The sequence below is a fragment of the Streptomyces sp. NPDC097640 genome, assembly GCF_040302705.1.
In the GTDB taxonomy this organism is placed as follows: Bacteria; Actinomycetota; Actinomycetes; order Streptomycetales; family Streptomycetaceae; genus Streptomyces.
In genome coordinates this window covers 1-22,531 of sequence record NZ_JBEOSB010000048.1, presented here as the reverse complement: position 1 = coordinate 22,531, position 22,531 = coordinate 1, and the positions used below count along the sequence as shown (strand labels likewise).

Genomic DNA, 22,531 nt, shown 5'->3' with positions numbered 1-22,531 from the left:
CCCTACCGACGAGCCAGGACAACGATGACAACGGGGCACGACTCTAAGTCATCAGCCCCGACCCTGCGTGAGTACTCGTACTCAACTACGCGGCTCGGCGGCGTCGCTTGTGTTCGTGGAGTACGACCGCCGTGCCGGTGATCATCGCGACGAGGAGGGCTCCGCCGCCCAGGGCGTAGGTGGCGAGGCGCTCCTGGCGTTCCTGGGGGGTTTCGCCGAGGGTGAGGGGGGCGGGGGTGGGGGCGTCTACGTTGTGGGCGGCGCCTTTGTCGAGGGTGACGTGGTCGATGCGGTGGTCGTCTTCGGTGAGGGCGCGGACGGGGTCCACGACGCCCCAGCCGACGTAGGGGTCATGGCCGTTGACGGCGCGCTCGGCGGTCTGCTCGATCTGGGCGACGACCTCGTGCTGCTTCCATTCGGGGTGCTTGGCACGGATGAGGGCGGCGACGCCGGCGACGTAGGGGGCGGAGAAGCTGGTGCCGTTGTCGACGCACTGGCCGCCGCGGGGGACGGTGGAGACCATGTCGACGCCGGGGGCCGCGACGCCGACGAAGTCGCCGGCCTGGGAGAAGGGGGCGCGCTCGTTGTTGCGGTCGGAGGAGCCGACGGCGAGGACGCCTTCGTAGGCGGCGGGGTAGGTCTTCTTGACCTTGCCGTCGATGCCGTCGTTGCCGGCGGAGGCGACCACGACGACGTTCTTCTCCAAGGCGTTGTTGATGGCGCGTTCGAGGTTGTTGTTGGCTTGCAGCGGCTTGACGGTGTCCTGGGAGATGTTGATGACCCGGGCGCCCTTTTTGACCGCCTCGTCGATGGCGGTGGCCATCGTGTCGGTGGTGCCCGAGCCCTTTTCGTCGTTCTGGCGGATCGGGAGGATCTTGGCCTCCGGGGCGAGGCCGACGAAGCCCGTGCCGGAGCGGGGGCGGGCGGCGATGATGCCGGCGACCTTGGTGCCGTGGCCGACCAGGTCGTCCGTGCCGTCGCCCTTCTTGCCCTTCTCCAGGGCGTTCTTGCCTGACTTGCGGACCTCGAAGCCGAGTTTGGTGTCGACGGCGTCCTTGAGCTGCGGGTTCTTGTTGTCGACGCCCGTGTCGATCACGGCGACGAGGACCGGGCGGCCGGACTTCTTGTCGATGCCCTTGGTGTCCTGCCACAGCTGGTCGAGCAGCACGCGCTGTAGCGACCACGGAGTGCCCTTGATCTGCTTCGCGGGGTACGTGCACTCGCCCGCGCCCGCGAGGGAGAGGGGAGCCGCCGGTACCACCGGGCCCTGGGCTGCCGAGAGGGCCGTGAGGGCAGCCGCCGTCGACAGGAAGAGCGCCTTCTTCGCGTTCCGCCGCGTTGTCGGGGCGGGCCGCTTCTGCTTGTTCCTCATCGGCTACGACCCCTGCGGCTGCTTGGCGCTGTTGGTGTCCAGGCGCGGTCCCCGCGGCAGGAACTCCGACCAGTTGGCGGGTACCGGAACCGGAATGACGTCCTTGTAGCCGAGCTTGATCCGAGCCTGATCGGCTTCCTGCTGCGCGGAGTCGGTTCCCGACTTGTCGGAGTCATCGGCACCGATCTTCGATTTGTCCGTTCCGCTGTCGTTGTTCAACTGGATCCCGTAACGCAGGCCCGTGTCGGTGACCAGGAAGACGGCGCCGCTCGTGGTCTGGCGGCCGGTGACCTGGCGGTAGAGGAGGCCGGAGCCCGGGGTGACATAGGCGCTGGTGGCCCCGTCCGGAATGGTGGCGGGGAAGTCGGTGCCCGCCCAGGTGGCGAGCCTGGGGGTGCGCTTGGAGGTCATTCCGCTCATGATGCTGCAGACGGTGTCCCGCTCGACGCTGCCCGCGATCTGCTGCTGCTCGATCGAGTTGACCTGCTCCGGGACCTGCATCGGCCACTCGTACTGACCGTAGAAGTCCCCCTCCGGGGTGAAGGACGCGGTGCTCACCCGCTCCGCCCTGCCGGTCTGGCCGAGGTCCTTGAGCTTCTCGCTGTTGAGGAGCAACTTGGCGACGAATTCCGAGACGCGCTGCACCTTGCCCTGGAGAACGACGTAGTTCTGGGTGCTGGTTCCCGTGTTCGCTTCGAGGACCATGCCGACGTGGTTGGCCCGTTCCGGGAGGGTGTTCACTCCGGCACCGGCGCCGATCTGGCCCGGGACCTCGGGAAAGACGAGGGGGGCGCCGTCCGGGAAGGTGGCCAGCCAGTCGTCGGTGACCCGTTGCGGCTTGGCTCCGTCCCGGAAGATGGTGCGGAGCAGGAGGTCGTAGTCCTTCGGCGGCAGCTGCTTCCACTTGGCGCCGCCGATCAGGTACTTGGTGCCCTGGGGGTCGACCAGGTAGCGGGCGCCGTCCCGCCCCTGGACGTAGAGGGCCTGGGCGCCGCTCAGCCGCTGCGAGCCGCGCAGCTTCTTGCCCTTCGGGTCCCGGTCGGAGAAGAGGAAAACCGCCTTTTGGGTGGTCTTTCCGTTGCCGCCGGGCTGTTCGCAGACGGCCCATTCCTTCTGCGCCTTGGCCTCCTCCGCGCCGGGGAGGCGGTCGGGGGCGTAGGGGATGCCGATCGTCGGGCCGCGCGGGATGTGGCCGTTGTCGAGCTCGGACTCCTTCACCTTGACGACGCTGGAGTTGTCGCCGGACAGGACGAGCTTGGCGGACGCGAAGTTGAGGACGGGGTGCAACTGCACCTTGCCGTCGGTCTTCAGGATCACATAGCGCGTGGTCGAGTTGGAGCCGACGATGACATGGGCGCCCACCTGGTCCCAGCCCTTGGGCGCGATCGGCTTGAACATGCCCCAGGCGCCGAACCCGGCGAGGATCAGCGCGCCTATGACGACACCGGGGAGGACCGTGCGCAGCGGGCGCGGGGCGCCCTCCTCGGTACCGCTCGGTGAGGGTTGCAAGAACGCGGCGACTGTCCGCTTCTTCGCGAATGTGTAGGCGTTGAGCTCATCCCGCCGTGATGCCATCTTTAGCCGTTTCTCCCCGCTTTTCGGCCTCGGCCGTCGGGCACTGCCCTCGGTCCGGGTGTCGTACCGACCCTCTACTATGCCGGGAAGGAATTGGCTCGTGTCGCTCGGGGACGATCCGGCCACGGACGTCCGCCGGGTCTTTCGGGTGTGTTTCGGACTTTAAGGGGCTGACGGGGATGGCTGCCGCCACGCGCGCACGCACCGCGGGGAGCGGATCCGGCCGGAGGAGGTCGGGCGAGTCCCGCTCGGGGACACCCTCCGGCTCTCCGCCCGCTCCGGCATCCGCCGCCGCACCCGGCGCGAGCGGTGCGGCGGGCTCCGTCACGCCGCGGGTGGCTTCCCATTCGGGCAGTTTCGGGCCGGTGCGGCTCCAGCAGCTGGTGCTGATCGAGGTGGCGGCGGCGGTCGTGCTGGTCGCATGGGTCGTCGACGAGCTGTTGCTGGTACCGGCTGCCGTGGTGGGCCTGGTGCTGGTGCTGCTGGCCGTCGTACGCCGTCGGCAGCAGCCCATATCGGAGTGGCTGAGCACCGCCGCCTCGCTGCGGCGGCGCAAGCGGCTGGCGGCGAAGCCGCTCGACGCGGGCACGGACCCGGGCTTCGCGATCGCCGTGGAGTGCGAACCGGCGCTGCGGACCCTGACGTTCATCGACCGCGACCGGCGCGCGGTGGGCATGGTCGGTGACGGCACCTTCCTGACGGCGGTGCTTCAGGTGGAGGCGGTGGACGCGCCGCTGCGGCCGCAGCGCGCCCAGCGGCCGCTCCCGCTGTCCCTGCTGCGGGACGCCATGGAGGTGGACGGGATCCTGCTGGAGTCGGTGCAGGTGGTCCAGCACACGCTGCCCGCGCCCGCGTACCATCTGCCGGCCCAGTCGCTGGCCCTGCGCAACTACGCGCCGCTCCAGGCGCAGACCGGCGCGCCCGCGGTCCGGATGACGTGGGTGGCGCTGAAGTTCGACCCGGAGCTGTGCCCGGAGGCCGTGGCCGCGCGCGGCGGCGGACTGGGCGGCGCGCAGCGGTGTCTGCTGCGCGCGGCGGACCAGCTGGCGAGCAGGTTGCAGGGGGCCGGCTTCGGGGTGACGGTGCTGGCGGAGGAGGCGCTGACCGCCGCGGTCGCGACCGCGGCGAGCGCCAACCAGCGGGCCACGGCGCAGGCCGGGCGGCGGGACACGCTCAACCGCCGCACCCTGGAGAGCGCGCGGGCCTGGCGGTGCGACGACCGCTGGCACACCGCTTACTGGGTCGGCCGCTGGCCGCTGCTGGATCCGGCGACGGCTCCGCTCCCCCAGCTGGTCGCGCTGCTGACCTCGCTGCCCGCGCTGTCGACGACCCTCAGCCTCACCCTGCGCCGCGGTGGCAAGCTGGGCGGCCGGCACGCGCCGACCATCAGCGGCCATGTGCGGATCACCGGCCGCAGCGCCGACGAGCTGGTCACCATCCGCAAGGAGCTGGAGCGCGCGGCGCGCGGGGTGCGGATCGGGCTGGTGCGGCTGGACCGCGAGCAGGTGCCCGGCGTCCTCGCCACTCTGCCCCTGGGAGGGACCCGCTGATGGCCACGCCCATGACCGCTCCGAACGGGGCCGTTCACCCCGGCCCCACCCCCGGTTTCCCCGGCTCCGGCCCCGCCCCCGGCTTCCCCTCGGCCGCCGGCCCCGGGCAGGGCCCCGAGCCGGATCCCGCGCCCGCCCCGCCGCGCAAGCAGTGGTCCGGCTTCGGGCTGCTCGGGCCGCGCCGCCAGCGCCATGAGGTGCCGCCCGAGCAACTGGAGTCGCTCGCGCTGCCCATCGGCGACGACGGCATCGTGATCGGCGCGGACGGGCAGGGACAGCCCGCGGTGCTGGGGCTGCACCGCCCCGCTCCCTTCAACATCCTGCTGGTCGGCGGCCTGTGGACGGCGCAGGTGATCGGCCTGCGCGCGGTCGCCACGGGCGCCCGGGTGACGGTGGAGACCGGCCGTCAGCAGATGTGGACATCGCTGGCCCAGGCGGCGAACAACAACCAGCAGTGCATCACCCTGCACGACGTGGGGCGGGTGCCGCCGCAGGGCGCCTCGGTCAGCAGCCCGGTGCTGGTCGTCCGGGACGCCGGTATGCGGCCGCCGCGCGGCCGGGTGACCGCGGGTCCCTGGCAGTCCGTGCTGACCCTGCTGCCGTATCTGAGCCCGGTCGCCCCCAGGTTGATGGAGAACGCGGGCCTGGTCGGCGTCCAGCGGGTGTCCCCGGACGAGGCCACGCAGATCGGCCGGATCATGGGGCTGCCCGCGGTCGACGTGGCCGCGCTGTCCACGCTGGCCGACGGGGTCACCCTCTGGTGCACCCGCCATGCGCGGATGTACGTGGCGACGCAGCCGACCGACGCCGAGTCGGGTCTGCTGGGCACGCCGCGTCGTATGGACTGAGCCCGGGGAGTTCGGGGTCGGCCTTCTGCTCTTCATGGCCCCGGGGCGGCTGTCAAGTTCGATTGCCTCGGCGCGCCCGGCCGACGACACTGTCGACGACAGTGTCCACCCCGCTTTCCCCGTGGGCACCTTGGTTTCCGCAGTTTCCGAAGGGACGTACGAACCGATGGCCGACGCCAACGAGAAGGCCGAGCTGTACGCGCTCGACATCTCCGATGTCGAGTGGCTCAGCGCGCCCGGCAGCGCCTCCGAAGACCGGGTGGAGATCGCCTATCTGCCGGGCGGAGCGGTCGCCATGAGGAATTCCGCCGATACCGAGACGGTGCTGCGCTACACCGAGGCCGAATGGCGCGCCTTTGTGCTCGGCGCGCGGGACGGCGAGTTCGACCTGCAGTAAAGCCCCGCGGTGAGGCACGGTTCGCCGGGCGGTCAGGGGCAGAAGGCCATGATCATCTCCTCGTCCGCCCCCGAACCCGCGAACCGGTCCGAGGCGAGGTAGAAAACGCCGTTCCGGTAGATCCGGGTGGCGGAGGCGAGGCCGGCCTCCTCGTCCCTGGTCGTGCTCGGCAGCCGTAGCAGCGTCTTCGGCCTGCCGCCGCCCGCGCCGATGCTGACGACGGAGCCCGCCGCCCCGGCCGTCGGCTCCTCGTACGCGATCAGGTCCCCGCCGTCCGCGCGCAGCGGAAACAGCATCCGGCCGGGCACCTTGGCCGCCCACTTCCGCTTGCCCGTCCGCAGGTCGAAGGCGTGGATCTCGCTCGTCGGGACCCCTTTGCCGCTCAGCGTCAGCTCGGTCGGGAGGTAGAAGGTGTCCGGGGACACCGCGATGCCCCGGCAGCCGCCCAGCTTCGTGCCGAAGAGGTCCAGTCCGCACTCGGGTTGATAGGAGCGCTTGCCCAGTTCGAGGGCGGAGCGCCGCTTGCCGCGGTCCGACAGCGCGAGGATCCCGCCCGACTTGTGGCGGGCGTCGGCGAGGGCGACGACGACGGGGGCGGTGGAGAAGATGGTGCTGACCTTGTAGCCCTGGCGCACGGGGTACGTCCAGGAGACCGCGCCGGTGTGGGTGTTGATCCTCTGGAGCCCGGCGCTGCCGTCGTCGCAGGAGTAGGCGCGCAGCAGGGACCGGCCGCCCGCGAAGCCGTCCACGGCGCAGCCCCGGTCCAGTGCGCCCGGCGCGACCCGGCGGCCGTCGCCGACCCTGATGACGGCCGAGCCGCCGTACCAGGAGAGACCGGCCAGATCACCGCTCTGGGCCAGCCCCATGCCGAGGTGATCGCTGCCGGGGGCGCCGGCGGCGGGGGCGGGCCGGTCCCAGAGCTTGGCGCCCTTGTCGAGGTCGATGAGCGCCAGCCGGCCGCAGCCGTCCTTGCCGCGGCCTCCGTAGGCGATGACCAGCTTGCCGCCGGTGGGGGTTTCGGGGACCGCGCACACCGCCTTGCCGAGCTTGACGGTCCACTTCCGCCCGCCGTGGTCGTCGTACGCGATGACCCTGTCCTGGACGGGCTTCACGACATAGCCGTCCATCGCCCAGAAGCCGGGGAGTTCGGCGCCGCTCTTGAGAGCCCGGGGCGCGGGCTTCCGGAACAGCACCCTCGCCTCGCCCGGCCGGCGCGCCTCGCCGGGGCCGCCGCTGTCGCCGTGCCGGCCGCTGGTGGTGCCGGGTGGGAGGGTGTTCGCGTGTTGTCCGGTTTGGCTGGTATTCGGTGTCCCGGACGACTTCGGCGCGGCGGCGGGCCGCTCGCCGTCGTCCCCCGCCATGGCCCACACGCTCGCTCCCGCCGCGAGCAGGGCGGCCACGGCCGCACCGACCACGAGGGTCCTCCGCCGTCTGCCGCGCTCGGGTCCGGCGCCCGCCGGTGGCGGCGGAGGCGACGGCGTCGAGAGTGGCCGGTCGGGAGGATGGGGAGGCTGGGACATCGCGCTCACCTCTTCCGGATCCGCGGACCGGTCGGCCTCCCCCCGCGATCCAGAAGGCCGTTCCTCCTGGAAAGGAGCGAGTCGGTCGGGGATCCCGCTGTACGAACGGCAATCGAGCGGGGAATCTTTGTATCACCCGGCGCCGGGGCTCACCGACGGTCGCGCAGCCTTCCGTTGATGCCGGGAAAGTCATGGGGAGAGTGTGTGCGCGGCATACGGGATGTTGCCGTGAGGCGTGCGCGAGGTACTGAACAGGTTTGAGGGCGGGGACGGGCCTGCCCTTGCGGCGCCCATGGTGATTAGTCTTGGTGTGCACGATGGAGAACCTGATCTCGGGTTCCCGGCGTCGCAACGGGGAAAGCCGAGCGGTCGGACGACAGTAACGATCGGCAACGATCGGCCTCGCCAAGATTTTTAAAGGTGCTCGACCACACCAGGAGGCATTGTGAGTAGCGATCGGGACGAGATCCGCGCGGGCGGAACCACACCCGGCGATGATCGGTCCGACGCGGAGACCGAGCACACGGGCGAATTCACCATCGATTACACCCCGCCTGCCTGGTACACGCAGAACGCCTCCTCGTCGTCGGCGGCGTCGGGCGGTACGGGTACGGGGATCGGCGGGAGCGCGTCGGCGCCGCCCCCGCCTCCGCCCCCGGCGGGCGGCCCGGTGGCCGCGCCCGGGGTTCCCGAGCCGAACGGCTTCACGCCCGCGTGGCCGGCGGCGGGTGCGCCCGCCCCCGGAACTCCACCCACCGGAACTCCCGCGACCGGAACCCCGGCCGCCGGAACTCCCGTCGCCAGTGCTCCCGCGACCGGAACCCCTGCCGCCGGAACCCCCGTGGCGGAGGCCGCGCAGGGGGGCGCGGCACAGGCGGAAGCCGCGCGCGAGCCCGGTGCCGAGCGCCCTCAAGCGCCGGGTGCGCCGCCACATTCGTCGGATTCATCCGACTTCACCCTTCAGCCGAGCGCGCCCGCCCGCCCCGCGGCTGACGCCCCGGCAACTGACGCGGCGTCGCCGTCCGGGGCCGACGCGGAGCGCCCGGCGGCAGCCGACGCCCCCGAGGCCCAGGAGCCCGCGGCTCCCGAGGCCGCTGACGGCGGCCGTGGCCAGGACACCGCGTCGGCGGACGACGCGGCCGCAGGGGCCGCCGCCGCTCCTGGTGGCGTCCGGGACGACGGGGCGGCACAGGCCGCCGAACCCGGCTCCGCATCCGGCGATCTGGGTGCCCACGCCACGATGCGGTTCTCCCCGGCCGCCCTGAACCGCGAGATCGCGGATCGGGCGGGCGACGGGGCCGGCGGGGCCGGTGGCACCGGCGCACCCGAACCGTCCAACGCCGTTCCCGCTGACGCGCCTCCCGCGCCCGCCGACGCCGCCCCGCCCGCCGAGGGACCCCAGAGCGGCGATGTGCGCAGCGAGGGCACGCTGCGGTTCTCCACGGCCTCCCTCCGCCGCGACATCGCCGATCGCAGGGCCAAGAGCACAGAAGCGGCGGGCGCCGAGGCCGGGCCTCAGGACGCGCCGCCCGCCGCACAACCGCCGCAGTCCCCCCAGCAGCACGCCGGGTGGCCCCCGCCCGCCGCGCCGCAGGCCGGACTGCCCCCGCTGCCGCCGGACTTCCAGCCCGCCGCGCCGCAGAGCGCCGCGGGCCAGGGCGCCGGTGCCGCGGGGCCGGCGCCGCTGCCGCAGCAGCGTACGGACGCCCCGCAGCAGCCGCCCGGCGCGACCGGCGGACCCGGCGGACCCGGTCCGGACGGCTCGTTCGCGCAGCAGGCCGCCGCGTGGCCGCCGCCGGCCCCGGGCGCCGAGGGGCAGCCCGCCCCCGGCACCCCGGCCAACCCCCAGCCCTCGCCCGCGGTCCCCGGCCAGAACCCGGCGGCCCAGCAGGGCGGTTACGGCTTCCCGGGACCGGCCGGCGGCCCGGGGAACCCGCAGGCCCACCCCGGCCAGGGACCGGCCGCACCCGGCCCGCAGGGCGGCTACGGCTTCCCGCGCCCCGCCGGCAGCACTCCCCCCGACGGCACCCCCGCCGCCGGGCAGGCCGGGCCTGTCCAGGCCGTGAACGCGCCCGGCCCGCACGGAGGCTTCCCGCAGGGCGGCCCCGGTGGTCCAGGCGCTCCAAGCGGCCCCGGCGGCCAGGGCGGCCCGGCCCAGCCGGGTCCCGACCACCGTGGCTACGGATACCCGCAGCCCGGAATGCCCGGCCAGAACCCGGCGGCCCAGCAGGGCGGTTACGGCTTCCCGGCGCCCGCCGGCGGCCCGGGGAACCCGCAGGCCCACCCCGGCCAGGGACCGGCCGCACCCGGCCCGCAGGACGGCTACGGCTTCCCGCGCCCCGCCGAGGCCGCCGAGCCCACGCCCACCGGCGGCGTCCCCGCCGCCGCGCTACAGCGCCCGGGCGCGCCCGGCGCCCCCGGCACGCCGACCGGGCAGCCGGGCCCCGCCGCGCCCGGCCCGCAGGCCGGTTACGGCTACCCGCAGCAGCCCGGGCAGGAGGGCTACGGCTATCCGCGCCCCGGCGACGGCGCGAGCGCGCCCAGCGGCGGCAACGACTCCCCCCTCGACCCGCGCACCGGAGGCTGGCCCGTCATCAGCCCCGAGCAGCGGCAGCGCCCGGCGGGCCAGGGCGCGGGGGCCCCGCTCGGCTACACCGCCGCCGTCGAGCTGTCCTCGGACCGGCTGATCCGCGGCAAGCAGAAGCCCAAGAAGAACAACAACAGCGGGCCTTCGCGGTTCAAGATCGGTGGCCGGAAGGAGGAGGCCGAGCGGCAGCGCAAGCTCCAGCTGATCCGTACGCCGGTCCTGTCCTGCTACCGGATCGCGGTGATCAGCCTCAAGGGCGGTGTCGGCAAGACCACGACCACCACCGCCCTCGGCTCCACGCTCGCCAGCGAGCGGCAGGACAAGGTCATCGCGATCGACGCCAACCCGGACGCGGGCACGCTCGGCCGCCGGGTGCGGCGTGAGACGGGCGCGACGATCCGCGACCTGGTGACCGCGATCCCCTATCTCAACAGCTACATGGACATCCGGCGGTTCACCTCCCAGGCGGCCTCCGGCCTGGAGATCCTCGCCAACGACGTGGACCCGGCGGTCTCGACGACCTTCAACGACGAGGACTACCGGCGCGTCATCGACGTCCTGGGCAAGCAGTACCCGATCATCCTCACCGACTCGGGCACCGGCCTGCTCTACAGTGCCATGCGCGGGGTCCTCGACCTCGCCGACCAGCTGATCATCATCTCCACCCCGTCCGTGGACGGCGCGAGCAGCGCCAGTACGACCCTCGACTGGCTGTCCGCCCACGGCTACGCGGATCTGGTCGCGCGCAGCATCACGGTCATCTCCGGGGTCCGGGAGACCGGCAAGACGATCAAGGTCGAGGACATCGTGTCGCACTTCGAGACCCGGTGCCGGGGTGTGGTCGTCGTGCCGTTCGACGAGCATCTCGCGGCGGGCGCCGAGGTGGACCTGGACATGATGCGTCCGAAGACCCGGGAGGCGTACTTCAACCTCTCCGCCATGGTCGCCGAGGACTTCGCCCGCGCGCAGCAGGCACAGGGGCTGTGGACGGCGGAGGGCAACACACTGCCGCCGCAGATGGCGCCGCCCATGCCGGGGCAGCAGCAGTACGGCGGCGGGTACGCGCAGCAGCCTCAGCAGCAACAGCAGCCGTCGCCGTACCCGCAGCAGCAACAGCCCCCGTACCCCGGGCAGCCGGGCCAGCCCGGACAGCCGGGTCAGCCGATGTATCCGCAGCCCGGTCAGCCTGGCCAGCCCGGCCAACCTGGTCAGCCCGGCCAGCCCGGTTACCCGGGGGCGCAGCAACAGGCATGGCAGCAGCAGCCGTATCAGCAGCCCCAACCGGGCGCGGCGCACCCTGGCCAGCAGGCGCAGCCGGGTCAGCCGGGGCAGGCGGCGCCCGGACAGCAGGGCCAGCCGGGCCAGCCCGGGCAGCCATGGCAGGCCGGACAGCCGGCCCAGGCCTGGCAGCAGCCACAGCAGCCGGGCGGGCCGCAGGGCGGCTGAGCCGGCAGCGGCACCGGGTACGCGAACGCCGGACGGGCTGGATCCAGCCCGTCCGGCGTTCTTCGTCGGTTGCCTCCGGTCGGCCGCTCAGGCCGCCTCCGGAGGGGTCGTCAGTGGCCGTCGTCCGCCCGGAAGGCGGTCTCGGGGGAGCCGGCCGCCTCGACCAGCTCGCGGGCCCGCTTCACATCGTCCGCCATGCGCTCCAGCAGCGCCTCGATGGACGAGAAGGTCTCCTGGCCGCGCAGATAGGCGAGGAAGTCCACCTGGACGTGCAGGCCGTACAGATCCAGGCCCACGCGGTCGATGGCGTACGCCTCCACCGTGCGCTCGGTGCCCTCAAACTGCGGGTTCGTGCCGACCGAGATCGCCGCCGGCATGGCCTCGCCCTGGGCGGTCAGCCAGCCCGCGTACACGCCGTCGGCGGGGATCGCGGTGTGCGGCAGGGTCTCCAGGTTGGCCGTCGGAAAGCCCAGCTCCCGGCCGCGCTGGGCGCCGCGCACCACGATGCCCTCGACGCGGTGCGGCCGGCCGAGCACCTCGATGGCGCCCGCGACGTCCCCCTCGGCGACCAGTCTGCGCACCAGGGTGGAGGAGAACGGCTCGCCGCCGCCCGCCGCCCCGCGCTGGTAGAGGTCGACGACCTCGACCTCGTAGTCGTAGGTGGTGCCGAGCTCCTTCAGGAACGCGACGTTTCCGGCGGCCTTGTGGCCGAAGCGGAAGTTCGGGCCCTCCACCACGGCCCGCGCGTGCAACTTGTCGACCAGGACCTTCACCACGAAGTCGCCGGGCGACAGCCGGGAGAACTCCGCCGTGAACGGCAGGATCAGCACCGCGTCCACGCCAAGACCGGCCATCAGCTCGGCCCGCCGGTGGTGCGGGGCGAGCAGCGGCGGGTGGCTGCCGGGCCGTACGACCTCGCTCGGGTGCGGGTCGAAGGTCACCACCACCGCCGGGACGCCCAGCTCACGAGCGTGCGCCACCGTACGGCTGATGATCACCTGGTGCCCCCGGTGCACCCCGTCATAGGAGCCGATGGTGACGACGCTGCGTCCCCAGTCCTCGGGGATGTCCTCCAAGCCACGCCAGCGCTGCACTGTGCCCGCTCCTCGCCCGAACTCATGTATGTCGACTTCGCAGGTCTAAGACTGCCATGTCGTCGCCGTGTGCTTCGCATCGGTGGGCACGACGGGCGGCCCGGACCGGCGTCCCCGCAGGTGGCGGCGGTGCCGGGCGAACCGGAACGCGCCCCCTTCCACACCCTCGAACCCACCTGAGCGCCTGCCCGATGGGGTGAATTCGGGCTCGGCGGTGGACAGAGACCTCAGGGGGGTAAAGGGGGCGCGACGCACCACGGGACGGCGAAGGCCGCCCCGCGGTGCGGAGCGGCCACAGGAGCGCGTGTCTCAGGCGGAGTCAGGCGAAGACGGCCAGGCTCTTCGCCTTGCCCTTGTGCTCCTCCACCAGGGCCAGGAAGCGCCCTTCCGGGCCGAAGACCGCCACCGGCCCGGCCTCCTCGCGCTCCGGCATGTCGATCCGTACGCCGTTGCCCAGCAGCCGGGCCCGGTCGGCGTCGATGTCCCAGCGCGGGAAGGCGGCGGCCGCGGCCTCCGCGATGGGCATGACCTGGAGGGACTCCTCCAGCTGCGGCAGCGTCCTGGCGGCGGCCAGCCCGTACGGTCCGACCCGGGTGCGCCGCAGTGCGGTCAGATGGCCGCCGGAGCCCAGCCCGGCGCCCAGGTCGCGGGCCAGCGCCCGAATGTAGGTGCCCGAGGAGCACACCACGGTGACGTCCAGGTCGAGGACGGGCGTGCCGTCCTCGGCCTTGGTCTCGCGGTGCGCGTGGAGGGTGAAGGACGACACGGTCACCGGCCGCGCCGGGATCTCGAAGTCCTCGCCCTCCCGGGCCCGCGCGTAGGAGCGCTTGCCGTCGATCTTGATGGCGCTGACCTTGGAGGGCACCTGCATGATGTCCCCGGTCAGCGCCGCGATTCCGGACTCGACGGCGGTCAGGGCGGTCCCGGCGACGCCGGAGGAGGAGGTGATCTCCCCCTCGGCGTCGTCCGTGACCGTCGCCTGGCCGAGCCGGATCGTCGCCTCGTACTCCTTCTCGGTCAGCGCCAGATGCCCGAGCAGCCGGGTGGCCTTCTCCACGCCGATCACGAGCACGCCCGTGGCCATGGGGTCCAGCGTCCCGGCGTGGCCGACCCGCCGGGTCCCGGCGAAGCGGCGCATCTTGGCCACCACGTCGTGTGAGGTGAAGCCGGCCGGCTTGTCGACGATCACCAGGCCGTCCGGGGCCGTGGAGCGGGCCCTTTCCTTGCGCGTCATGCGTCCGGGGAGCCCTTGCCGTCGGTGCTGTCGGTGCTGTCGGCGCCCGCGGCGCCGGGGCCCTCAGCGGCCTCCTCGGCCTCCTCGGCGGCCTCGCCGGGCTTCCGGTACGGGTCGGCGTCGCCGGCGTACGTGGCGCCCGAAGAGGCCTGGCGCACCTGGGCGTCCGCCGCCTTGGCCTTGGCCAGCAGGTCGTCGATCGTCCGGGCGTTGTCCGGCAGGGCGTCCGGGACGAACGTCAGGGACGGGGTGAAGCGCACCCCGGTCTGCCGGCCGACCTCCGTCCGCAGCACCCCCTTGGCGCTCTCCAGGGCCGCCGCGGAGGCCGCCCGCTCCTCGTCGTCACCGAAGACCGTGTAGAAGACGGTCGCCTCCCGCAGGTCACCGGTAACCCGGGTGTCGGTGATCGTGACGTAGCCGAGCCGCGGGTCCTTGATCCGCCGCTGGAGGGTCTCCGCGACCACGACCCGGATGCGGTCAGCCAGCTTGCGTGCCCGCGCGGTGTCGGTCATGCGTCTTCTTCTCTCTTCTTCGGTTCGACAATCGGTGATCGGGGGCGCTCACCCGTCCGGGCGGCCACGCGGTCGGACGGTCACGCGGTCAAGCGGTCGTGCGGTCATGCGTCACTCATCGTGAGCGCCGTGGAACCGGCGGCGCACCGACAGCAGTTCCACCTCGGGCCGTGCGGCGACCCAGCGCTCGCAGCGGTCGAGCACGTCCGTGAGGTGGCTCGCGTCCCCGGAGACCGCCGCGAGGCCGATCTCGGCCCTGCGGTAGAGGTCCTGGTCGCCGACCTCCGCCACGCTCACCGCATAGCGGCGGTGCAGTTCGGCGACGATCGGACGGACGACAGAGCGCTTCTCCTTGAGCGACCGAACGTCGCCGAGGAGCAGGTCGAAGGACAGCGTCCCTACATACATGCGGTCCGGGTCAAGCCACCCGTGGGGCCTTAGGCGTGTGCCTGCGTAAGCGTGCAGACTCCGAAACCGTACACGCAATGGCCGGGGCCGATCGACGGAAATACTTCCGCCGACCGGCCCCGGATGAGCAGCAGCGCGTCAGCCGCGCGGCTTCTCGCGCATCTCGTAGGTGGCGATGACGTCGTCGATCTTGATGTCGTTGTAGCTGCCGAGGTTGATACCGCCCTCGAAGCCTTCGCGAATCTCGGTGACGTCGTCCTTGAAGCGGCGCAGACCCTCGATGTTGAGGTTCTCCGCGATGACCTTGCCGTCGCGGAGGAGGCGCGCCTTGGTGTTCCGCTTGACCTCGCCGGAGCGGATGAGGACACCCGCGATGTTGCCCAGCTTGGACGAGCGGAAGACCTCGCGGATCTCCGCCGTACCGAGCTCGACCTCTTCGAACTCCGGCTTCAGCATGCCCTTCAGGGCCGCCTCGATCTCCTCGATCACCTGGTAGATGATCGAGTAGTAGCGGACGTCCACGCCCTCGCGCTCGGCCATCTGCGTGGCACGCCCCTCGGCGCGCACGTTGAAGCCGATGACGATGGCGTCGGAGCCGGTCGCCAGGTCGATGTCGGTCTCGGTGACCGCACCCACGCCGCGGTGCAGCACGCGCAGGTCGACCTCGTCGCCGACGTCGAGCTGGAGCAGCGAGGACTCGAGAGCCTCGACCGAACCGGACGCGTCGCCCTTGATGATGAGGTTGAGCTGCTGCACCTCGCCGGCCTTGAGCACCTTGTCCAGGTCCTCCAGCGAGACCCGGCGGGTCCGCTTGGCGAAGGCCGCGTTGCGCTCGCGCGCCGCGCGCTTCTCGGCGATCTGGCGGGCGGTGCGGTCCTCGTCGACGACGAGGAAGTTGTCGCCCGCGCCCGGGACGTTGGTGAGACCGAGCACCAGGACCGGGGTCGAGGGGCCAGCCTCCTCCAGGGCGTTGCCGTTGTCGTCGAGCATCGCCCGGACGCGGCCGTACGCGTCGCCGGCGACCATCGTGTCGCCGACCCGCAGGGTGCCGCGCTGGACCAGCACGGTGGCCACGGCGCCGCGGCCGCGGTCGAGGTGCGCCTCGATCGCGATGCCCTGCGCGTCCTGCTCCGGGTTGGCCCGCAGGTCGAGCGAGGCGTCCGCGGTGAGGACCACGGCCTCCAGCAGGCTGTCGATGTGCAGGCCCTGCTTGGCGGAGATGTCGACGAACATGGTGTCGCCGCCGTACTCCTCGGCCACCAGGCCGTACTCGGTCAGCTGACCGCGCACCTTGGTCGGGTCCGCGCCCTCGACGTCGATCTTGTTGACCGCGACCACGATCGGCACATCGGCCGCCTTGGCGTGGTTCAGCGCCTCGACCGTCTGGGGCATCACACCGTCGTTGGCCGCCACCACGAGGATCGCGATGTCGGTCGACTTGGCACCGCGGGCACGCATGGCGGTGAACGCCTCGTGACCCGGGGTGTCAATGAAGGTGATCTTCCGGTCGTCGCCGTTGACCTCGGTGGTGACCTGGTACGCACCGATGTGCTGGGTGATGCCGCCGGCCTCGCCCGCGATGACGTTCGTCTTGCGGATCGCGTCCAGCAGTCGGGTCTTACCGTGGTCGACGTGACCCATGACGGTCACGACCGGCGGACGGGAGACGAGCGCTTCCTCGCCGCCCTCGTTCTCGCCGAACTCGATGTCGAAGGACTCGAGAAGCTCGCGGTCCTCCTCCTCCGGGCTGACGATCTCGATGTTGTAGTTCATCTCGTCGGCGAGGAGCTGAAGCGTCTCGTCGGAGACGGACTGCGTCGCGGTGACCATCTCGCCCAGGTTGAACATCACCTGGACCAGGGACGCCGGGTTGGCGTTGATCTTCTCCGCGAAGTCGGTGAGCGAGGCACCCCGCGACAGCCGGACCGTCTGGCCGTTGCCGCGCGGCAGCATCACGCCGCCGATGGACGGGGCCTGCATGGCCTCGTACTCCTGGCGACGCTGCCGCTTCGACTTGCGGCCACGACGCGCCGGACCGCCGGGACGGCCGAAGGCGCCCTGCGTGCCACCACGGCCACCGGGACCGCCGGGACGGCCGCCGAAGCCGGGACGGCCACCGCCGCCACCGAAGCCGCCGCCACCGCCGCCACCGGGACCAGCCGGACGGCCGGCGAAGCCGGGACGGCCACCGCCGCCACCACCGCCACCGGGACGGCCGGCGAAGCCGCCGCCGCCGCCCGGACGACCGCCGCCGCCACCACCGGGGCGACCGGCACCGCCGGGACCGCGACCGCCGCCACCGGGGCCCGGACGCGGGCCCGCGGCGGGACGCTGCGGCATCATGCCCGGGTTGGGACGGGGGCCGCCGGGGCCACCGCCGGGACGCGGGCCACCGCCCTGCGCGCCCTGCGGACGCGGCATCCCGCCCGGGGTGGGACGGGGACCGCCGCCGTGACCGCCGCCGTGTCCGCCGCCAGGGCCTCCGGCAGGACGCTGTCCGCCACCCTGACCGCCCTGCGGACGCGGGCCGGCGCCGCCCTGGCCGCCGGGGCGCGGGGCACCGCCGGGACGGGGCGCCTGGGGGCGCGCCATGCCGGTGGAGCCGCCGGAGGTGAAGGGGTTGTTGCCCGGACGCGGACCGGCCGGACGGGGACCGGCCGGACGCGGGGCGCGCTCGCCACCGGGGCGCGGAGCGCCGCCGGGACGCCCGCCCTGACCCTGGTCACGGCCCTGTCCCTGGCCGCCCGGACGGGAGCCGGGGCGCGGGCCGGGAGCGGCACCGGGCCTGGCCTGGCCGCCCGGCTTGGCGCCGGTGGGCCGGGGGGCCGCCGGGGCCGGCGACGGCGGGGCGGTGAACTCGGGCTGAGCCGGAGCCGCGGGCTGGGCCGGGGCCGGCTTGGGGCCGGGGGTCGGCCGCGCGCCAGGGGCGCCGGGGGCACCGGGGGCACCAGCGGTAGGCCGCGGGCCCGGGGTGGGCGCCGACGGCATGCTCTTGGGCCCCTCGGCCACGACCGGCTTGGGGCCGGGCATCGGGGGCTTGGGGGCAGCGGGACGTGCCGCCGACGCCGGAGTGGGCGCGGACGGCTTGGCGGGCGCAGCCTTGCGCGGCGCCGAGGGCTTGCCAGCGGCCCGGCCGGAGCCGCCCTGCTGGAAAGCGTCAGTCAATTTGCGAACAACCGGCGCTTCGATCGTCGAAGACGCCGAACGGACGAATTCGCCAAGTTCTTGGAGCTTGGCCATGACGACCTTGCTCTCCACTCCGAACTCCTTGGCGAGTTCGTATACCCGGACCTTAGCCACTTCGCTCCTTCTGGTCCGGGGTGGTCGTCCGCCGGACCGTCGCTACTTCATGGGCGTACTCATCGCGTACTCATCGAGTGCTCATCGCAATCTCGACCTACTTCCGACTCGCGAGGTACCTGACCGCACGGTGTCCCGTGCCGTTCTTGCAACTTCTTACGGCGCCGCTGCCTGCTCGGCGTGCTCGACGTAGCGGCGCAGTGCCGTGGTGTCGAGCGGCCCCGGCCCCCTGAAGGCCCGAGGAAGAGCCCGGCGGCGAACCGCCAGGTCGAGGCAGACCCGTGTGAGGTGTACATAAGCACCCCGGCCGGGCAGCGTACCGCGCCGGTCGGGGACGCAAACGCCCTCGGCCGTCACGATCCGCAGCAGTTCGTCTTTGGCCGCCCGCTCCCGGCAACCCACACAGGTCCTCTCAGGGCATGCGCCAGCACGCGCGCGGCCAGACACTGCTTAAGTCTACCTCCCTGAGCCGACCGCACCCCTTGGGGGATGTGATCGAACAGTCAGATGTTTTCGGCTGAATCCTCGGGGGCCATCCCGTGAATCAGCTTTGATCGGCTGGTTGTTCCGTGTCGGGCCGGATGTCGATCCGCCAGCCCGTGAGCCGGGCGGCCAGCCGGGCGTTCTGCCCTTCCTTCCCGATCGCGAGGGAGAGCTGGTAGTCCGGCACGGTGACGCGCGCGGAGCGCGCCGCCAGATCCACCACCTCGACCTTGCTCACCCGAGCCGGTGACAGCGCGTGCGCCACCAGCTCCGCCGGGTCGTCGGACCAGTCCACGATGTCGATCTTCTCGCCGTGCAGCTCGGCCATCACGCTGCGGACCCGGCCGCCCATCGGGCCGATGCACGCGCCCTTGGCGTTCAGGCCCGAACGGGTGGACCGGACGGCGATCTTGGTGCGGTGGCCGGCCTCGCGTGCGATCGCCGCGATCTCCACCGAGCCGTCCGCGATCTCCGGCACCTCGAGCGCGAAGAGCTTCTTCACCAGGTTCGGGTGGGTGCGCGACAGGGTGACGGACGGGCCGCGCACCCCCTTGACCACTCGTACGACATACGAGCGCAGCCGGGTGCCGTGCGCGTAGTCCTCGCCCGGGACCTGCTCCTGCACCGGCAGGATCGCCTCGAGCCTGCCGATGTCCACCAGAACGTTCTTCGGGTCCTTGCCCTGCTGGACGACGCCGGTGACGACATCGCCCTCCCGCCCCGCGTACTCGCCGAAGGTGATCTCCTCCTCGGCGTCCCGCAGCCGCTGAAGGATGACCTGCTTGGCGGTCATCGCGGCGATCCGGCCGAAGCCGGAGGGGGTGTCGTCGAACTCCCTGGGCTCCTCGCCCTCCGCCAGGTCCTCGGCGTCCTCCCTGGCCCACACCGTCACATGGCCGGTGGCCCGGTCCAGCTCCACACGGGCCCGGCGGCGGCTCCCCTCCGTGCGGTGGTAGGCGATGAGGAGGGCCGACTCGATCGCCTCGACCAGCAGGTCGAACGAGATCTCCTTCTCCCGAACCAGACCCCGCAGGGCACTCATGTCGATGTCCACGGCTACGCCTCCTCCTTGCTCTCGTCGCTGCTCGCGTCGCTCTCGCCCGCGGCCTCTTCGGCGGGCTTGCGGTTGAACTCGATCTCCACGCGCGCCTTGGAGATCTCCTTGAAGGCCAGCCGCCGGGCCGTGGGTCTGCGCCCCTTCACGCCCGGCACCTCCACGTCCAGCCCCTCGTCGTCCACCGCGGTGATCCGCGCGACGAGCTCGCCGCCCTCCGCCAGCCGCGCCTTGATCAGCCGGCCGGTGGCCCGGCGGTAGTGGCGCGGCTCGGTCAGGGGGCGGTCGGCGCCGGGAGAGGTGACTTCCAGGACATACGGGTGCTGGCCCATCGCATCGGCGTCGTCGAGCGTCTGCGAGATCGCCCGGCTCAGCTCCGCGCACGCGTCCAGCTGCACGCCGTCATCGGAGTCCACCACGATACGGAGCACGCGCCGCTTCCCGGCCGGTGTCACCTCGACCTCTTCCAGATCCAGGTCCCGCGCGCTGACCAGCGGTTCCAGCAGTCCGCGCAGCCTCTCGCTCTGGGTGGTGCTCATCCGGGTGACTCCTCGGCCGCGTGTGCTGTTGTGGGAAGGTCGCGTGTCAGGTCAAAGCCTATCCGTTCCGGCGGCCGACTGACGATTCGGTGGCTGGTGCCCGGCGGTCGGCCCGCGCGCGGGTACGCTCGCCTGCTGTGATCACCAACGGCGGCCGGGACCGGTCGCAGCCCGGAAAGAGGAACGTGACGATCACGACCCCCTCACCGCACCCGCGCCCTTCCGGCGCGCCCCTGCCCTCCGACACGCCCCCGCGCCCCTCCGGCGTGCTCTCCTTTGGCCCGCTCTCCTTTGGCCGATTCTCGCCCGGTCGGCGGAACCTTCTGCTGGGCGGCGGCGCGGCGGCGGGCGCCGCGCTGCTGGCCGGCTGCTCCGGCGACTCCGGGTCCCGGCCCGACGCGTCCGGCTCCCGGTCGGACGAGGAGCGGCTGCGGACCCGGAGCGCGCGCGACTCCGCCGCGCTCCTGGCACGCTACGACGCGACCGCGGACGTGCATCCGAGGCTGGCGGACCGGCTGGGGCCGCTGCGCGAGGAGACCGCCCGCCACCTGGAGGCCTTCCGCTCGGCCGACCGGCCCGCGTCTGGCTCCGCTTTGCCGTCCGCGTCTGCGTCTGCTTCTGCCTCCGCGTCTGCCTCCGCGGGCAAGGCGCGTGCGGCGGACGTGCCGAAGGACGAGAAGGAGGCCCTGACGGCACTCGCCCGCGCCGAGCGCCGCACCGCCGACGCCCGCACGGCAGCCCTCCGCGACGCCCCGCCCGAGCTCGCCCGCCTCCTGGCCTCGGTCGCCGCCTGCGGCGCCGCCCACGCGTACCTCCTCACGGCGGGCGGCTCATGACCCCGGCCGCCTCCACACCGATCGGCGGCACGCGCCGCCGCGGAAGGGGACTGACATGACCGCCTCGACGGCCCGCGCGCGCCGCGGGGCACGCGCTCTCGCGCTGGAGGCCACGCAGGCGGCGCTCGCCGCCGAGCACGCCGCCGTCTACGGATACGGCGTGGTCGGCGGGCGGATCGGCGACGACCGGCTCCAGGAGGCGCGGGACGGGTACGCCGCGCACCGGGCGCGGCGGGACGCGCTCGCGCGCACGGTGCACGACCTGGGCGGCACGCCCGAGGGCGCGGCGCCCGCGTACGCGCTGCCGTTCGCGGTGCCGGACGCCGCGGCCGCGGTGCGGCTCGCGGCGGAGCTGGAGAGCCGGGTGGCCGCCGTCTACGCCGATCTGGTCCGGGCCGCCGAGGGCGCCCTGCGCCGCGAGGCGGCCGGGGCGCTGCGTGAGGCGGCGGTCCGGGCGGTGCGCTGGCGGGGCAGCGGCGTAGCCTTCCCTGGGCTCACCGAACGCGCCGCCGCGGCAAGTCCGTCGGCGACGCCGAGCGGTGCCGCGGACGAGTTGTGACGGTCGGCCACGACTGTTGGATCATGGTGTGCCCGGTGGGCGGGCGGACGGGTGCGGCGGCAGACCGCGCGCGAAACGTATGAAGATGAGATGAAGGGGACAGCGCGGCGATGGCATCGGCACCGCAGCCCGGAGGCCCTGAAGCGGCCCCCATCACCCTGCCGCAGCGGCTGCTGGACTCGCTGAGCAACGACCCCGAGAGCGCGGGCCGCGCCTGGCTGGCCCGGCTGCCCGAGCTGGTCGCGCGGCGGCTGCACGACTGGGAGCTGACGCTGGAGCGGGTGCCGAGCCCGGGCGGCCGCAGCAGCCTGATCGCGCTCGTACGGCAGGCCGACGGCACCCCCGCGGCGCTGAAGCTCCCCGCGCCGGGCTCGCACGCGGAGCAGCAGCGGGCCGCGCTGGCGCACTGGAACGGCTGGGGCGCGGCGCAGCTGCTGCGCGCCGACCCGGAGGACGGCGCGCTGCTGCTGGAGCGCCTCCACAGCGCGGTGTCGCTGCGCTCGCTGCCCGAGGCCAAGGCGCTGCTGGAGGCGGCGGGCACGATGCGCCGGCTGTGGGTGCCGCCCGCTGAGGGGCACCCTTTCGCCTCGGTCGCGGACCGGACCGGCGCGGGGGTCGAGACGCTGCGGCTGATCGCCGCTGGGACCTGGGCTGCGGACGCGCGGCCGCTGCTCGACGAGGCGCTTGAGCGGCGCGCCGAGCTGTCCGGGCAGACGCCCGAACACGTCCTGCTGCACGGCGACTTCCGGCAGGGGAAGGTGCTGGCCGGGGAGCGCGCGCCGTGGCTGGCGGTGGGGCCCGCGCCGCTCGTCGGCGAGCGGGCGTACGACCTGGCGCAGCTGGTGCTCGACCGCTTCGAGGACCTGGCCGCCGGGTCGGGACCGGCCGCGGCCGTGCGGCGGCGGGTCGCGAAGCTGGCGGACTCCCTGGACGTCGACCGGGAGCGGCTGCGGGGGTGGACGCTGTTCCGCGCGGTCGAGGCGGGACTGCGGCATGCGGCGGTCGGCGACCGGCGGCGGGGTGAGCTGCTGCTGGAGTTCGCGGGCTGGCTGTAGGCCACGGCTCGCCTCGCGGCGGCGACGGGCGGTGTCCCGACTCTTTCCCCACCCCGCCCCTTCCCGACCCCAGGGCCGGGTTTGTGTGGGCCCTCGAAGATCAGGTAAAAAAGATAAAAAAAAAACAAAAAACAAAAAAAACAAAAAAAAAAAAAATAATTG

General features: G+C 73.1%; 18 protein-coding genes. 7 read left to right on the top strand and 11 right to left on the bottom strand.

Annotation, left to right across the window (positions count from 1 at the left end):
* Positions 1-85: 85 nt before the first annotated feature.
* Positions 86-1,372 carry a type VII secretion-associated serine protease mycosin gene (mycP, locus tag ABTY62_RS45195; protein WP_352135222.1) on the bottom strand — a complete coding sequence of 429 codons (1,287 nt, stop codon included), beginning with the start codon at positions 1,370-1,372 and terminating at the stop codon, positions 86-88.
* Between the two features lie 3 nt (positions 1,373-1,375).
* Positions 1,376-2,947, bottom strand: a complete 1,572-nt coding sequence (gene eccB / locus ABTY62_RS45190) for a type VII secretion protein EccB (RefSeq protein ID WP_352135221.1) — start codon at positions 2,945-2,947, stop codon at positions 1,376-1,378.
* 179 nt (positions 2,948-3,126) lie between these two features.
* On the opposite strand from eccB, the gene eccE reads away from it, so the two are divergent.
* The 3 genes from eccE (at position 3,127) to ABTY62_RS45175 (ending at position 5,742) form a co-directional block, all read left to right on the top strand.
* Positions 3,127-4,497 (top strand): type VII secretion protein EccE, encoded by a 1,371-nt coding sequence (gene eccE / locus ABTY62_RS45185; protein WP_502997651.1) that lies wholly within the window; start codon positions 3,127-3,129, stop codon positions 4,495-4,497.
* Positions 4,497-5,345, top strand: a complete 849-nt coding sequence (locus ABTY62_RS45180) for a hypothetical protein (RefSeq protein ID WP_352135219.1) — start codon at positions 4,497-4,499, stop codon at positions 5,343-5,345. Before eccE ends, ABTY62_RS45180 begins: the two co-directional genes overlap by 1 nt.
* A gap of 166 nt (positions 5,346-5,511) precedes the next feature.
* Complete coding sequence (locus ABTY62_RS45175) at positions 5,512-5,742, top strand: DUF397 domain-containing protein (protein ID WP_352135218.1); 231 nt, start codon at positions 5,512-5,514, stop codon at positions 5,740-5,742.
* 32 nt (positions 5,743-5,774) lie between these two features.
* Here ABTY62_RS45175 and ABTY62_RS45170 read toward each other — a convergent pair whose 3' ends face one another.
* Complete coding sequence (locus tag ABTY62_RS45170) at positions 5,775-7,157, bottom strand: PQQ-binding-like beta-propeller repeat protein (RefSeq protein WP_352135217.1); 1,383 nt, start codon at positions 7,155-7,157, stop codon at positions 5,775-5,777.
* Between the two features lie 550 nt (positions 7,158-7,707).
* Here ABTY62_RS45170 and ABTY62_RS45165 point away from each other — a divergent pair.
* Positions 7,708-11,295, top strand: coding sequence for an SCO5717 family growth-regulating ATPase (locus ABTY62_RS45165; RefSeq protein ID WP_352135216.1), 3,588 nt, complete (start codon positions 7,708-7,710; stop codon positions 11,293-11,295).
* A 110-nt stretch (positions 11,296-11,405) separates the two neighbouring features.
* Here the strand turns inward: ABTY62_RS45165 and ABTY62_RS45160 are convergent, their stop codons facing one another.
* From ABTY62_RS45160 to rimP, 8 genes are all read right to left on the bottom strand, one after another.
* Positions 11,406-12,389 (bottom strand): bifunctional riboflavin kinase/FAD synthetase, encoded by a 984-nt coding sequence (locus ABTY62_RS45160; RefSeq protein ID WP_352135215.1) that lies wholly within the window; start codon positions 12,387-12,389, stop codon positions 11,406-11,408.
* Between the two features lie 319 nt (positions 12,390-12,708).
* On the bottom strand, positions 12,709-13,623 hold the full coding sequence (gene truB, locus ABTY62_RS45155) for a tRNA pseudouridine(55) synthase TruB (RefSeq protein WP_352135214.1): 915 nt from the start codon (positions 13,621-13,623) through the stop codon (positions 12,709-12,711).
* Positions 13,620-14,135, bottom strand: a complete 516-nt coding sequence (gene rbfA / locus ABTY62_RS45150; RefSeq protein ID WP_352135213.1) for a 30S ribosome-binding factor RbfA — start codon at positions 14,133-14,135, stop codon at positions 13,620-13,622. The genes truB and rbfA overlap by 4 nt, the downstream gene beginning before the upstream one ends.
* 111 nt (positions 14,136-14,246) lie before the next feature.
* On the bottom strand, positions 14,247-14,543 hold the full coding sequence (locus ABTY62_RS45145) for a DUF503 domain-containing protein (protein WP_352135212.1): 297 nt from the start codon (positions 14,541-14,543) through the stop codon (positions 14,247-14,249).
* A 138-nt stretch (positions 14,544-14,681) separates the two neighbouring features.
* The gene (infB, locus tag ABTY62_RS45140; protein WP_352135211.1) at positions 14,682-17,843 is read right to left on the bottom strand and encodes a translation initiation factor IF-2; all 3,162 of its coding nucleotides are present in this window, start codon (positions 17,841-17,843) and stop codon (positions 14,682-14,684) included.
* A 156-nt stretch (positions 17,844-17,999) separates the two neighbouring features.
* Positions 18,000-18,290: a YlxR family protein gene (locus ABTY62_RS45135; RefSeq protein WP_352135210.1), complete on the bottom strand. Its 291-nt coding sequence runs from the start codon at positions 18,288-18,290 to the stop codon at positions 18,000-18,002.
* 97 nt (positions 18,291-18,387) lie between these two features.
* A complete protein-coding gene (gene nusA / locus ABTY62_RS45130) occupies positions 18,388-19,380 on the bottom strand; it encodes a transcription termination factor NusA (protein WP_352135209.1) in 993 nt (330 codons plus the stop codon).
* Between the two features lie 2 nt (positions 19,381-19,382).
* On the bottom strand, positions 19,383-19,919 hold the full coding sequence (rimP, locus tag ABTY62_RS45125) for a ribosome maturation factor RimP (RefSeq protein ID WP_352135208.1): 537 nt from the start codon (positions 19,917-19,919) through the stop codon (positions 19,383-19,385).
* Positions 19,920-20,104: 185 nt separating this feature from the next.
* Between rimP and ABTY62_RS45120 the strand changes: the two genes are divergently transcribed.
* The 3 genes from ABTY62_RS45120 (at position 20,105) to ABTY62_RS45110 (ending at position 22,369) form a co-directional block, all read left to right on the top strand.
* Positions 20,105-20,755 (top strand): hypothetical protein, encoded by a 651-nt coding sequence (locus tag ABTY62_RS45120; protein WP_502997650.1) that lies wholly within the window; start codon positions 20,105-20,107, stop codon positions 20,753-20,755.
* A gap of 55 nt (positions 20,756-20,810) precedes the next feature.
* Positions 20,811-21,314 (top strand): ferritin-like domain-containing protein, encoded by a 504-nt coding sequence (locus tag ABTY62_RS45115; RefSeq protein ID WP_352135207.1) that lies wholly within the window; start codon positions 20,811-20,813, stop codon positions 21,312-21,314.
* Positions 21,315-21,424: 110 nt separating this feature from the next.
* Positions 21,425-22,369, top strand: a complete 945-nt coding sequence (locus tag ABTY62_RS45110) for an aminoglycoside phosphotransferase family protein (RefSeq protein WP_352135206.1) — start codon at positions 21,425-21,427, stop codon at positions 22,367-22,369.
* Positions 22,370-22,531 lie beyond the last annotated feature (162 nt).